Below are 12,144 nucleotides of genomic sequence, written 5' to 3'. Positions count from 1 at the left end.
TGAGCGCGGGTTTCGCGATTGACTGGGAGGCGGATGCTGGCTCCGGAGAACAAGAAGAGGATTCTGGTGCTCGGCATCGGCAATATCTTGTGGGCCGATGAGGGATTCGGCGTGCGGGTGGTCGAGGAGTTTCATCGCCGCTACGCCATCGATGACAACGTTATCGTCCTCGATGGCGGCACACAGGGGCTCTACCTCGTCAGTTTTCTCGAGCAGGCCGATTGCCTGATCGTGTTCGATGCGATCGACTATGGATTGCCGCCCGGGCAGTTGAAGCTTGTGCGAGATGACGAAGTGCCAAAATTTACCGCCGCCAAGAAGATGAGCCTGCATCAGACCGGCTTTCAGGAGGTCTTGAGTGCGGCCGACCTGCTTGGCCGGCGCCCGCGAGAGCTCGCTCTCATCGGCTGTCAGCCGCTGGACCTGGAGCATTGGGGCGGTCCGCTGACCGCCCCGGTACGCTTTCAAATTGCGCCTGCGATTGAACTAGCTTGCAAACTCCTGGCGCAGTGGGAATCGCCGGCAAAACCGCGGACCGCGCCGCTGCCTGCATCAGAACGACTGTTAGAGAACAATATCGACCATGCAAATTATGAGATGAGGGCGCAGCCGATCTAGCGGCCCGCGACTGACCATGTGCCTTGGCTTGCCGATGACGATTCTCGAGACCGACAGCATTACGGCGCTGTGCAAGTATGGCGATGAACAGCGGCGAGTCTCAGTCATGCTGCTCTCCGACGCCGTGGTCGGCGCAAAGGTGCTCGTTCATATCGACAGCGCGGTGCGGCTTTTGGACGAAAATGAAGCAAGGCTGATCTCGGAAGCACTTGACGGGCTTGAGGCCAGCCTCAACGGCCAGGACTGCGATCGTTTTTTTGCAGACTTGATTGGTCATGAGCCGCAATTGCCGGAGCACCTACGCTAGCGGTTCCGCTTGCGGATATTGCGCCCACTGCGCTTGCTCACACATCGGCTTCCAGTCGCACGTAACCTTTGCGTGGAAAATGTCAGGCGCTTCGAGTCTTTGGTTCGAGTGGGACTCGCGGACAGACAATGGTTGGCATGCGCCTTGCTAATAGCCTGGTAGCAGAACCGAACATTTACAGAAGGCGTGTGATGAAATTGCAGCCGGCGCAGCATGGTTTTGCGCGGTCCGCTCCGCCCGAGGTGGGGGGCGTCAGCGTCGATGCGCGCCTAGTCGCGCACGTTCCCATGAGGGCGGCCGTGATGCCGCAGTCGGTGGCCGATCCCGTATATTTGCTCCGGATCGTCAAGCCCGCGTTCTTCCGTCCTGAAATGGTCAACGCATTTCGGCGGCGCATTCAAGGCACAGTGCCTGCGGTCGCCGTTGGTGGCGAACTGGTCGGCCGGCTCGGCCTGCGCGGCCCGTCGAGCCTGAGCCTGCGCCGTCGGCAGGGTACACTCCGCGTGATCGGCAGGAGACCGGTCCGTTTGGTCACGATCGACCGCATTTCGGTACAGATCGTTCGGTCACACGCCGGCAGCACCTGTGTCGGCAAGGGCTCTCGAGAAAGCCAACGGAACATCGCATGATGAAGACAGCGCTCCGCGTTGTATCGGACGGCACCGAGCGGGTGGCGAGCAAGCTTGTCACGGACTCTGGAAGTCTCGATGTATTCCATAGCGGGTCGACGAGTGCGCTCGCCAGCGGCTGGCGCGATGGCGACGAGCTTGCAAGGAACTATCCGAATGCCACCGCGCTGTTATCGAATGCCGCTGCTGCCGTTGGCGGCCAGAGAAGCGGCGCTCGGACGCAACAGTACGGACTCGCGAATCTCAGCGATCCCGAGCGCAAGCTGATTGGCGAAGTGCTCGGAGAAGGTGAGGTTGCTGGCGTGGTTGCGCTGCCAGATGGCACTTTGGCGCAAATCCGGGAGTCCGTGCTTGCGGGAATCTGGCGCGTGCGCATCGGGACCGATCCGGCGCACGAATATGTTGAGGTCGGGGCGATTCCGCAGATTGTCCGGAGCGCCGCAAGTGACCTGACGTCCGCCGATATCGTAATCGGCGCGGCGCCGGACGGCGCGATGAACGTGCAACCGTTGCTCGCGGAAATACGCGAGCGGTCGCGCGTCTGGCGGTTTGGCATGCGCGCGCATGTCATCAATCTCACGTTGCTGCCGATGAGCGTTATCGATCTGGCATTCCTGCAGCACAGCGTGGGCAATGGCCCGGTCCAACTCATCTTCCGCGGTTACGGCACGTGCCGAGTGCAGGCGACCGGGATCAGGAATGTCTGGTCGGTGCAGTTCTTCAATTCTACGGACAATATCATCCTTGATACGCTGGAGGTCGGCGGCGTGCCGATTGTTGCGTTGGCTGCCGACGAAGATTTCCAGGACTCTGCCGAACGCATGCACGAAATGATTAAGGCGTACTTCACATGAAGAGCTTGGAGAACATTCGGCATTGGGTGGGATCCCATAGACAGCGCGTGTGCAGCGACCGCCGGCATATCTTGCGCAGGATGTTGGCGGAGCGGTGCGCATGAGCTTCGTTGCCCGCAGCAAAATCGATGTCACCGTGTCGCTTGCTGCCGACGTAGTCGCCGCGGTCGAGATCCTGCCGCGAGTCCGGCCGCCGCTGGCGCGGCTGTTCGCCGGCAAACTGGCCTCGTCGCTGCTCAATGTGCTGCCGCGGCTCTTCGCGCTGTGTGCCGCTGCGCAGCAAACCGCACTGCTGTCCGCGATCGAGACGGCGCGCGACGAAGCGATCACCAGCACAACAAAACAGCATCGTATTGAGCTTATCGTTACCGAGCGCATCGCGGAATTGCTACGGAGCCTCTTTGTCGGACATCTTACGCAAGACATCGCCAGTGCGGCGGCAATCCGCTTCCTGAGGCGGGAAATGTCAGCGCTAGTCGGCACCGCACAGCCACCCTGGGGCTCCGCTCAACGCGAAGCAACAGCGCGGATTGTGGCTGCGCTAGCTGCGCTCGGCATGCCGAATGAGGGGGGCGCGCTGAGGTCCGGTAGCCCATTGGCGCTTCGCATTGCAGCGCTTAACGAGATCGACCTGAAGTCAATTCCGGCGGAGCACTCGTTCCTGTCCGTTGCCGACGACCGCAACATCATTAAACGGCTGCTCGTGGATGACGCGACATTTTGCTATTGTCCCGATCTTGACGGACATGCGCCTGAGACGGGTCCATGGGCGCGCCAAATGACGCGTGATCGACTCTCGCCGAGCCCATCCGGTGCGGCCGAGCGGCTGAAAGCCAGAATTGTGGAAATTCTCCGGCTATGCGCCTGGCTCAAGGCCGGTGCTCATATCGAGTCGGCGGAGCATGGGATTATCGAAAGATATAAGCTAGGGCCCGGCCGTGCAGCGGCCGCGGTCGAATGCGCCAGGGGGCGTCTCTACCACGCGGTTGAGCTTGATCCTCAGGGCCGGATATCCCGCTTCGAATTCCTTGCGCCGACGGAGTGGAATTTCCACCAGCGCGGACCGCTTGTCCGCAGCCTGCAGGGCGCGGTGCTGACGGCGAGACGACATCGGGATTCAGTTCATGCGGTGATTGCATCGCTCGATCCGTGCGTCGGGTTCACCCTCAATTTTCGCGAAGTTGGCGATGCATGAAATGGCGATTTGTCTTGGCATCATTCAAATCGTCGAGGAGGAGGTACGTCATCGATCGTTTTCGCGGGTGCGGAGCGTCTGTCTAGAGATGGGAGCGCTGAGTCATGCCGCGCCTGAAGCGATCAGGTTCTGTTTTGCTGTCGTTGCAACGCGGACCGTTGCCGAGGGCGCTGTCCTTAACATCGTCGAGCTTCCAGGCGTCGCCTGGTGCATGAGCTGTTCGAAGAGCGTCGAAATTGCACGGCGCGGTGAGTGCTGTCCTCGCTGCGGCAGCTATCAGTTGCAGGTAACCACGGGCGAACAGATGCGCGTGAAAGAGCTGGAGATCGATTGATGTGTACCGTTTGCGGCTGCACTGACGGGACGCCGTCGACCGCACGCGCCAAGGCGCACGATGCGGAGAGCCACGCGCGTTACTATGCTGATATGCAGGACGATTTCGCTCGCCGTTACCATCCGCATGGCGACCAAGGCCTGCAGCGTTCATACGATGCTCGCGAGAGTCATAGTCACGATGATCGCTTTGCCCATCACCAGGCTCATGGCGGGCAGGCGCCGCTGAGCGGCGGCGCCGGGCCGGCTGGCTTGAAGGTCGCGGGCATGAGCAGAGAGCGGGTCATTCAGATCGAGCGCGACATTCTTGGCAAGAATAATGGGATTGCGGCGGAAAACCGTGCGCTCTTCGCAGCCGATGACCTGCTTGTATTTAATCTTGTGTCCAGTCCTGGTGCAGGTAAAACGACGCTGCTTGTCCGCGCCGTGTCCGAGCTCAAGCGCAGCCGCCCGGTCGGGGTCATCGAAGGAGACCAGCAGACCTCGAACGATGCCGAACGCATTCGGGCCGCCGGCGTGCCGTCCGTTCAAGTCAACACCGGCAAGGGTTGCCATCTCGATGCTGCAATGATTGGCGAGGCTCATCGGCGCTTGCCGCGGCTCACTGGCGGCATTCTCTTCATCGAGAACGTCGGTAATCTGGTCTGTCCCGCAGCCTTCGATCTTGGTGAGGCCTGCAAGATCGTAGTTTTGTCGATTACCGAAGGTGAAGACAAGCCGCTCAAATATCCTGATATGTTTGCCGCTTCTTCGCTCATGGTGATCAACAAGATTGATCTGGCCCCGCTGCTTGAGTTCGATTTGGGTAAGACGATCGAATACGCCAGACGCGTCAATCCAAAGATCGACGTGCTTGTAGTTTCGGCTCGTACCGGCGAGGGTTTTGGCGCGCTCTACGCCTGGATCGATAGACAGGCGAGGCATCAGAGGCACGTCGTAGAGGACACAAGGCGATGAACGCCGCAGCCACCTGCGACCGAACACGGCTACGCGTGCGCGTGAGTGGGGCCGTGCAAGGGGTCGGCTTTCGTCCTTACGTCTATGGACTCGCTATGCGGTACGGATTGGCGGGATTTGTCATCAATGGCCCCGAGGGCGTTACGATCGAGGTCGAGGGTCATCGGGTCTCAGAGTTTGTCGCCATGTTGCCGCTCGAGGCGCCGCCATTGGCACGCATCGACCACATCTGCGTTCGGGAGACTGCGGCGCTCGCGGCGAAAGACTTTTCGATCGGCACGAGCGAAGGCGGCAAATTGTCAACGCAGATCGTCGCTGATGCTGCCGCCTGCCAGCAATGTCTCAGTGAGCTGTTCGATCCAGAAAATCGGCATTACCTTTACCCCTTCATCAGTTGCTGCCATTGCGGCCCACGCTACACCGTCGCCGAACGGCTTCCGTACGATCGCCGCAACACCGTGATGAGGGTTTTTAGGCTGTGCGCCGCCTGCGCGGCTGAATATGGCGATCCGGCGAGCCGTAGGTTTCATGCGGAGGCGATCGCGTGTCCGGCATGCGGTCCTCGGCTAAGCCATGAGATCAGCGCCATTGTCGCGGCAATCGCTGGGGGACAAATCGTGGCGATAAAGGGGCTGGGCGGATACCAGCTGCTTTGCGATGCGCGTAACCAGGACGCGGTGCAGCGTTTGCGCAGGAGAAAGCAGCGCCCTCAGAAGCCGTTCGCGGTTATGGTCGATTCCATAGAGCGAGTCAGCGAGATCGCGGAGGCGAACGCGCCCGAGCTTGCGCTGCTCGAATGCGCAGCGCGTCCCATCGTCCTTCTGCCTTCGCGAAACAATCTGGCGCCCGCCATAGCTCCTGGCTTGTCACGTGTGGGTGTCATACTGCCTGTAGTGCCGCTGCATCACCTCATCTTTCACGCGCTTCGCTCGGCAGGAGCATGTGCGGGGGCCGCCCCGGTCATCGTCGCCACCAGTGCCAATCTTTGCGGCGAACCGCTCCTGATCGACAACGCGCAGGCGCTGCGCCGGCTCAAGGGGATCGCCGACGTTATCGTGACCCATGATCGCGATATCCTGACGCGTGCTGATGACTCCGTGGTGTCGGTGGTGGCTGGCCGGCCGCAATTCATTCGTCGTGCCCGTGGCTATGTTCCCGAACCGATCCGGCTTGCGAGGTCTGTACCGCCCGTGCTCGGAGTCGGGGGCGCGCTGAAATCCACCATCACCATCACGCGGGACAACCAAGCGTTCGTCTCCCAGCATATTGGCGATCTGGATACGGCCGAAGGCATTCGTGCGTTCGAGGAGACGATCCGACACCTCACATCGAGCCTTGACGTGGAGCCTGTCGTCGTCGCCCATGATCTGCATCCCGATATGGCTTCCACCCGGTTTGCGGAAGCAAATGGCCGCGAGCTGGTGGCTGTCCAGCATCACCACGCACACGCTGCCGCAGTGATCGCCGAGCATGGTCATGCGGGACCTGCGCTTGCCCTGGTGCTCGATGGCCATGGCTTTGGTTCCGACGGCGGTAACTGGGGTGGCGAACTATTGTTGTGTGAAGGGCCGAGGTGCCGACGCATCGGGCACTTAGCGCCGCTGCAAATGCCTGGTGGAGATCGTGCAGCTCGCGAGCCGTGGCGCATGGCGAGCGCAGTACTACACGGGCTCGGCCGGGGTAATGAAATCGGGCCGCGCTTTGCGGCGCAACGGCAGGCTAGATGTGTCTCGGCCATGCTCGATCAGCCGGGCGGGCCCACCACCACCAGTGCGGGCCGGTTGTTCGACGCGGCAGCGGCGCTGCTGGGGATTGCGAGTTTGCAGAGCTATGAGGGCGAAGCGGCGATGAAGCTCGAGGCGCTGGTGCGGCGGACTGCGATTATCGAAGCCGGCTGGACGATCGATGGCTGCGTGCTGTCGCTTCGTCCGATGTTTGCGCGGCTGATTGCAGATGACATTGACGCCGTAGGCGGAGCCGGGCTTTTTCATGGCACTTTTGCCGCCGCCTGCGTTGACTGGGTCACCCGCTCCGCGCGGACAACCGGCGTTAATACTGTCGTTCTGGGCGGCGGCTGCTTCCTTAACGCGGTGCTGGCGGAGGAAATCCCGCGCGGTTGCAGCGCTGCCGGCCTTACCCCGCTCGTGCCACGGCGGGTGCCGCCCAATGATGGCGGTTTGAGCCTTGGCCAGGCCTGGATTGCCGCTCTGCAGATTGCTCAACAGTCGTCCGCCAGGGGAGGAACAGCCTGATATGTGTCTTTCAGTGCCGGCAAAGATTGCGAAAATTCTTCCCAACGACATGGCCACGGTGTCCATCGACGGCATCAGCCTGGAGATATCGATTGCTCTCGTCGACGAGCTCGAGGTCGGCGATTGCGTCCTTGTCCATGTCGGCTATGCGCTGGCCAAGATCGATCCGACGGAAGCCAAGCGCACGCTGCAGCTCCTGCAGGAGCTAGGCGGCGCAGGAGAACGCCGATCGTGAAATATGCCGACGAATTTCGCGACCAGGCCATCGCGCAGAGAATCGCGCGTGCGATTGGCGCCGAGGTCAGTTCGCAAAGAGCCTATCGGTTCATGGAATTCTGCGGCGGACACACTCATGCGATCTCCCGCTACGGCCTGGAGGATCTGTTGCCCGCGAACGTTCGCATGATCCACGGGCCCGGTTGTCCCGTCTGCGTTCTGCCCGCCAGCCGAATTGATATGGCGATCCGGCTCGTCGACCGACCAGAGGTCACTCTGTGCGTCTACGGCGACCTGTTGCGCGCGCCTGGGTCGCAAGGACAGTCCCTGTTGCGAGCCAAAGCGCTCGGCGCAGACATTCGGATGGTCTACTCGACGCTCGACGCTATCCGGCTCGCCGAACAGGCACCAAGCCGCGAGGTGGTCTTCTTTGCCATTGGATTTGAGACCACGACGCCTCCGACGGCGGTGATGATCCGAATTGCCGAGAGGAAGCGGCTGGAGGGGCTCAGCGTGTTCTGCAACCACGTGCTTACACCCTCTGCGATGCACAGCATTCTCGAGAACCCCAAAATCCGCGACACCGGCGGGATTCCAATCGACGGCTTCATCGGGCCTGCACATGTCAGCACCATTATTGGTACGCAGCCTTACGAGCCTCTGGCGGAACAATTCGGCAAGCCCATCGTGATCGCGGGATTCGAGCCGCTCGATGTGATGCAAGCGATCCTGATGCTGGTGCGGCAGGTGAACGAAGATCGCTACGAGGTGGAGAACCAATACAGTCGTGCGGTAACGCGCGAGGGCAATCGGCGCGCCAAGGAGGAGGTATCGCAGATATTCGAACCGCGCGAGCAGTTTGAATGGCGAGGGCTCGGACTCGTACCCAACAGCGGACTGAAGCTGAAGCGGGCTTACGCGCAATTCGACGCCGAGACGCGTTTTGCGATCCACGACCTGCGTGTCGCAGACAATCCGGCATGCGAGTGCTGCGCGATCTTGCGTGGCGCCAAGCGGCCGGTCGAGTGTAAGCTGTTTGGAACCGTCTGCACGCCGGAAACTCCCATAGGGTCCTGCATGGTGTCATCAGAAGGCGCTTGTGCGGCGTATTGGACCTACGGCCGAGTTCGCGATGAACAGTTGAGGCGGCCGTCATGAGCGTAAAGGTTTATCAACGCAAGCTCGACGTCGAGAACGGACGCGTCGATCTTTCCCATGGATCCGGGGGCCGCGCTATGGCACAGCTGATCTCCGGCCTTTTTCACCAAGCCTTTGGTAATGAATGGCTCGCCCGCTGCAATGATCAGTCGGCCTTTGACGTTGCGGAAGGCAGGATGGTGATGACGACCGACGGCTACGTGGTTTCCCCGCTGTTCTTTCCTGGCGGCAATATCGGGTCACTGGCTGTGCACGGCACGATCAATGATGTCGCGATGTCCGGCGCGCGTCCCCTCTATCTGTCGGCCAGTTTTATCATCGAGGAGGGCTTCCGGTTTTCGGATCTGAAGGCAATCGCGGATTCGATGGGCGCGGCAGCGCGCGCGGCTGGCGTTTACATCATTGCCGGAGACACCAAGGTCGTCGAGCGCGGCAAGGCGGATGGTTTGTTCATCTCTACGACCGGCATCGGGATTGTGGCCGATGGGCTCGATCTCTCCGCCGACAAGGCAAGGGTCGGGGACCGTGTGCTGGTGTCCGGTAGCCTCGGCGATCATGGGGTGGCGATCATGTCAAAACGTCAGAACGTCGCTTTTCAAACCGAGGTGGTCTCGGATTCCGCAGCGTTGCATAATCTCGTAGCGGTCATGGTTGCCGCCGGCGGTAGCAGCATCCGGGTGATGCGCGACCCCACGCGGGGTGGGCTCGCCGCGACCCTCAACGAGATTGCGCATCAATCCGACCTCGGGTTCCGTCTGCAGGAAACATCCATTCCGGTGAAGCCCGCGGTTGCAGCTACCTGCGAGCTCCTTGGCCTCGATCCGATCCATGTCGCCAATGAGGGCAAGCTCGTTGCGATCGTCGCGCCTGATTTGGCAGATGCCGTGCTTGCAGCCATGAAGGCGCATCCGCTCGGGTCGGATGCAGCTGATATTGGCGAGGCGGTGGCTGACGATCGGAAATTTGTGCAGATGGCAACCTGTTTCGGCGGCCGGCGAATCGTTGATTGGTTGTGGGGCGAACAATTGCCTCGGATCTGTTGAACACATTGCTCATCGTCAATTTTTTTGGAAACCAAATTTATGATCAATGGTCATTAGCCAAGAACCATCAGCTTTGGAAACGATCCCTTCTATGGGCAAGCCTACCCAACCGGCAGACTGCGACTCCGCTTTTTAAGAAGTTTCGGCGAGGCTGGATTTCGGTTGTTAGCTTTTCCACGAGCCGAGAACGCAATTCGAAAGTTCATCGCGATCACGCATTTTCGACGGTTAAGCTCAGCGAGCATGGCCACACGATCCGCTCGGCGACCGGTGGGTTTGAAATCCTGCGCAGCCTGCCAAATATCGCTGAATTTCTGCGTCATTTTGGCGGCTGCGTCGCAATATCCCTGCTCGCTTCCGATTAGAAAGGCGCTCCAGGCAGGGAGTTTTCAAATGAAGGTCGGAGTCCCCAAGGAAATCAAGGCGCACGAATATCGCGTGGGCCTTACCCCGGGAGCTGTCCGCGAATACGTGGCAGCGGGCCACCGCGTGATGATCGAGAGCAATGCCGGCGCTGGCATTTGTGCAACCGACGACGATTATCGCAATGCTGGCGCAACGATTCTAACTTCCGCAGTTGAGGTATTCGCATCGAGCGAGATGATCGTAAAAGTTAAGGAGCCTCAGCCGTCCGAATGGTGTCAGCTGCGGGAAAATCAGATCCTTTTCACTTATCTGCATCTGGCCCCCGACCCTGATCAGGCCAAGGGCCTCATGAAATCTGGATGCACCGCGATCGCCTATGAGACCGTAACTGATGCGCATGGTAGTCTTCCGCTGCTGGCGCCGATGAGCGAGGTCGCGGGTAGGCTTGCGATCGAAGCGGCGGGTAGCGCCCTGAAGCGGAGTGCAGGCGGACGAGGGCTGTTGATCGGTGGGGTGCCCGGTGTTCAGCCTGCCCGAATCGTGGTGATCGGAGGTGGCGTCGTTGGTACGCACGCGGCACGTATGGCGGTCGGTCTGGGCGCAGAAGTGACCATCATCGACCGTTCGGTGCGCCGGCTTCGCGAGCTGGACGAGCTCTTCGAAGGACGCGTTCGCACCAAATTTTCGACTATCGAGTCCGTGGAGGAAGAGGTATTTGCAGCGGATGTGGTGATTGGTGCGGTGCTCGTTCCAGGTGCGAGCGCGCCGAAACTGGTCCGCCGGAGCATGCTGAGCTCGATGCGCAAGAGGGGGGTGCTCGTGGACGTCGCTATCGATCAGGGCGGCTGCTTTGAGACATCGCACCCAACCACTCACGCTGATCCTACTTACGAAGTGGATGGCGTCATTCATTATTGCGTCGCCAATATGCCCGGGGCTGTACCGCTGACCTCGAGCCAGGCACTGAATAACGCGACGCTGCCGTTTGGTTTGGCTCTGGCCAACAAGGGTTTTTCCGCCGTTCTCGAAAATCCGCATTTGCGCGCGGGCCTCAACGTCCATCGGGGCCGACTAACTTACAAAGCGGTGGCCGAAAGCCTCGGGCTGCCCTTCTCACCGATCGAACAGGCTGCGGCCTGATCCCAGAGGCCCTGATGGGCGTTTCCTCCCTGACTTAGGCCACCCCTCGGGGTGGCTTTTTTTTGGCTCCATCGATCTGCTGACCGCCGTCGGCATTTATTTGGAACGCGGAGCGAAGCGAAGGATCACCAGACGAACGCCTGGCTTCAGTCGCCCGCACGATGCAAGACAATGTACGTTCGCCCATACAGCGCATATTAATGCCGGTTTTGCCAAGTAATCCAAGGCAATTGAGAATGTGCCCCGCGGGTCCGCAGGGGACCCGCAATCACGGAGCGACTTTATCTGGCGCGATCGCCGCTGGCTGTGGAACGCCGACCGGACCGGCGATGACTGCGCGGGTGGTTTTATCGCGGTGCGGTCGCCCAAGCCGCCGCTGTCCCGATGAGTGGAACCAACAAGGTGCGGCTTGGGGTCGACCTGACACACCGGCGGAAAACTTTGTGAACTCGCGCGGCGTATCGATCCTAGCCGCGGCACGGCGGCCTTAGGATGCATTGCAGACTGGCGAAGGCGGTTCACCTGATTGCTGACTGCCGAGAGATCGACCATGCGCAAACCACGGCATCGAGATCAAGCTGCTGTCATGCGCGTTGTAGGAATTGCGACACCGTGTCGAGGCGGCGACTTGCGTTATCGAAAATAGCCCAGACAAATCAAGGTTAACTGTCTGGCACAAGACTTGAAGGCAAGAAACTGTCGCGCAACTTTTGCTCATGGAATTGCAGTGATGGCCTACAAGATAATCGCATCCCAGTGCACCGTCTGCGGTGCGTGTGAGTTCGAATGTCCCAATGCCGCGATCAGCCTGAAGAACGATATATATGTGATCAATCCGAGCCAGTGTACGCAATGTGAGGGGCATTTTGACGCGCCGCAATGCGCCGTCGTTTGCCCGGTGCCTGATACCTGCGTGCCGGCATAGGTGGGGGTAACCGATGAGAGGAGCTCCGGCGCGAAACATGATGAAGACGCTATCGTCAGCCGCCGTCTTTTGGATCCATCTCCTGTTTCTCTCACTCGCTGGCCCCGAGTTGGCGGCGACTTGCGCGATTCGCTCAGAGAGATTGCGACGC

The 12,144-nt window shown here is 60.4% G+C and carries 14 protein-coding genes; all 14 read left to right on the top strand.

Annotated features, from left to right (window positions below; translation table 11 throughout):
• Window positions 1-33 precede the first annotated feature (33 nt).
• The 14 genes from N2603_RS40650 (at window position 34) to N2603_RS40585 (ending at window position 11,993) form a co-directional block, all read left to right on the top strand.
• Window positions 34-618 carry a HyaD/HybD family hydrogenase maturation endopeptidase gene (locus N2603_RS40650; protein WP_260386608.1) on the top strand — a complete coding sequence of 195 codons (585 nt, stop codon included), beginning with the start codon at window positions 34-36 and terminating at the stop codon, window positions 616-618.
• Window positions 619-634: 16 nt separating this feature from the next.
• Complete coding sequence (locus tag N2603_RS40645; protein ID WP_260386607.1) at window positions 635-925, top strand: HypC/HybG/HupF family hydrogenase formation chaperone; 291 nt, start codon at window positions 635-637, stop codon at window positions 923-925.
• A 191-nt stretch (window positions 926-1,116) separates the two neighbouring features.
• The gene (locus N2603_RS40640; protein WP_260386606.1) at window positions 1,117-1,554 is read left to right on the top strand and encodes a hypothetical protein; all 438 of its coding nucleotides are present in this window, start codon (window positions 1,117-1,119) and stop codon (window positions 1,552-1,554) included.
• Window positions 1,554-2,408, top strand: coding sequence for a hydrogenase expression/formation protein (locus tag N2603_RS40635; RefSeq protein ID WP_260424391.1), 855 nt, complete (start codon window positions 1,554-1,556; stop codon window positions 2,406-2,408). Before N2603_RS40640 ends, N2603_RS40635 begins: the two co-directional genes overlap by 1 nt.
• Before the next feature lie 100 nt (window positions 2,409-2,508).
• Window positions 2,509-3,603, top strand: coding sequence for a hypothetical protein (locus tag N2603_RS40630; RefSeq protein WP_260386605.1), 1,095 nt, complete (start codon window positions 2,509-2,511; stop codon window positions 3,601-3,603).
• Window positions 3,596-3,937 (top strand): hydrogenase maturation nickel metallochaperone HypA, encoded by a 342-nt coding sequence (hypA, locus tag N2603_RS40625; RefSeq protein WP_197957958.1) that lies wholly within the window; start codon window positions 3,596-3,598, stop codon window positions 3,935-3,937. Before N2603_RS40630 ends, hypA begins: the two co-directional genes overlap by 8 nt.
• A complete protein-coding gene (gene hypB / locus N2603_RS40620) occupies window positions 3,937-4,893 on the top strand; it encodes a hydrogenase nickel incorporation protein HypB (protein WP_260386604.1) in 957 nt (318 codons plus the stop codon). The genes hypA and hypB overlap by 1 nt, the downstream gene beginning before the upstream one ends.
• On the top strand, window positions 4,890-7,145 hold the full coding sequence (gene hypF, locus N2603_RS40615; RefSeq protein WP_260386603.1) for a carbamoyltransferase HypF: 2,256 nt from the start codon (window positions 4,890-4,892) through the stop codon (window positions 7,143-7,145). Before hypB ends, hypF begins: the two co-directional genes overlap by 4 nt.
• A 1-nt stretch (window position 7,146) precedes the next feature.
• Window positions 7,147-7,380: a HypC/HybG/HupF family hydrogenase formation chaperone gene (locus tag N2603_RS40610; protein WP_197957955.1), complete on the top strand. Its 234-nt coding sequence runs from the start codon at window positions 7,147-7,149 to the stop codon at window positions 7,378-7,380.
• Window positions 7,377-8,519, top strand: coding sequence for a hydrogenase formation protein HypD (gene hypD / locus N2603_RS40605; RefSeq protein ID WP_260386602.1), 1,143 nt, complete (start codon window positions 7,377-7,379; stop codon window positions 8,517-8,519). The genes N2603_RS40610 and hypD overlap by 4 nt, the downstream gene beginning before the upstream one ends.
• Window positions 8,516-9,562 carry a hydrogenase expression/formation protein HypE gene (gene hypE, locus N2603_RS40600; RefSeq protein WP_260386601.1) on the top strand — a complete coding sequence of 349 codons (1,047 nt, stop codon included), beginning with the start codon at window positions 8,516-8,518 and terminating at the stop codon, window positions 9,560-9,562. The genes hypD and hypE overlap by 4 nt, the downstream gene beginning before the upstream one ends.
• Window positions 9,559-9,927 (top strand): hypothetical protein, encoded by a 369-nt coding sequence (locus tag N2603_RS40595; protein WP_260386600.1) that lies wholly within the window; start codon window positions 9,559-9,561, stop codon window positions 9,925-9,927. The genes hypE and N2603_RS40595 overlap by 4 nt, the downstream gene beginning before the upstream one ends.
• Before the next feature lie 28 nt (window positions 9,928-9,955).
• Window positions 9,956-11,068: an alanine dehydrogenase gene (ald, locus tag N2603_RS40590; protein WP_260386599.1), complete on the top strand. Its 1,113-nt coding sequence runs from the start codon at window positions 9,956-9,958 to the stop codon at window positions 11,066-11,068.
• 730 nt (window positions 11,069-11,798) lie between these two features.
• The gene (locus N2603_RS40585; protein WP_260386598.1) at window positions 11,799-11,993 is read left to right on the top strand and encodes a 4Fe-4S binding protein; all 195 of its coding nucleotides are present in this window, start codon (window positions 11,799-11,801) and stop codon (window positions 11,991-11,993) included.
• Window positions 11,994-12,144: the final 151 nt, after the last annotated feature.

The sequence above is a fragment of the Bradyrhizobium huanghuaihaiense genome (assembly GCF_025200885.1).
GTDB lineage: Bacteria > Pseudomonadota > Alphaproteobacteria > Rhizobiales > Xanthobacteraceae > Bradyrhizobium > Bradyrhizobium huanghuaihaiense.
The sequence above is the reverse complement of the archived record's forward strand: the minus strand, read 5'-3'. Positions and strand labels throughout refer to the sequence as shown.

Excerpts from the sequence above, each read along its gene's own strand:
- N2603_RS40650 (WP_260386608.1), top strand. The coding sequence starts at position 34 with ATGCTGGCTCCGGAGAACAAGAAGAGGATTCTGGTGCTCGGCATCGGC.
- N2603_RS40645 (WP_260386607.1), top strand. The coding sequence starts at position 635 with ATGTGCCTTGGCTTGCCGATGACGATTCTCGAGACCGACAGCATTACG.
- N2603_RS40640 (WP_260386606.1), top strand. The coding sequence starts at position 1,117 with ATGAAATTGCAGCCGGCGCAGCATGGTTTTGCGCGGTCCGCTCCGCCC.
- N2603_RS40635 (WP_260424391.1), top strand. The coding sequence starts at position 1,554 with ATGAAGACAGCGCTCCGCGTTGTATCGGACGGCACCGAGCGGGTGGCG.
- N2603_RS40630 (WP_260386605.1), top strand. The coding sequence starts at position 2,509 with ATGAGCTTCGTTGCCCGCAGCAAAATCGATGTCACCGTGTCGCTTGCT.
- hypA (WP_197957958.1), top strand. The coding sequence starts at position 3,596 with ATGCATGAAATGGCGATTTGTCTTGGCATCATTCAAATCGTCGAGGAG.
- hypB (WP_260386604.1), top strand. The coding sequence starts at position 3,937 with ATGTGTACCGTTTGCGGCTGCACTGACGGGACGCCGTCGACCGCACGC.
- hypF (WP_260386603.1), top strand. The coding sequence starts at position 4,890 with ATGAACGCCGCAGCCACCTGCGACCGAACACGGCTACGCGTGCGCGTG.
- N2603_RS40610 (WP_197957955.1), top strand. The coding sequence starts at position 7,147 with ATGTGTCTTTCAGTGCCGGCAAAGATTGCGAAAATTCTTCCCAACGAC.
- hypE (WP_260386601.1), top strand. The coding sequence starts at position 8,516 with ATGAGCGTAAAGGTTTATCAACGCAAGCTCGACGTCGAGAACGGACGC.
- ald (WP_260386599.1), top strand. The coding sequence starts at position 9,956 with ATGAAGGTCGGAGTCCCCAAGGAAATCAAGGCGCACGAATATCGCGTG.
- N2603_RS40585 (WP_260386598.1), top strand. The coding sequence starts at position 11,799 with ATGGCCTACAAGATAATCGCATCCCAGTGCACCGTCTGCGGTGCGTGT.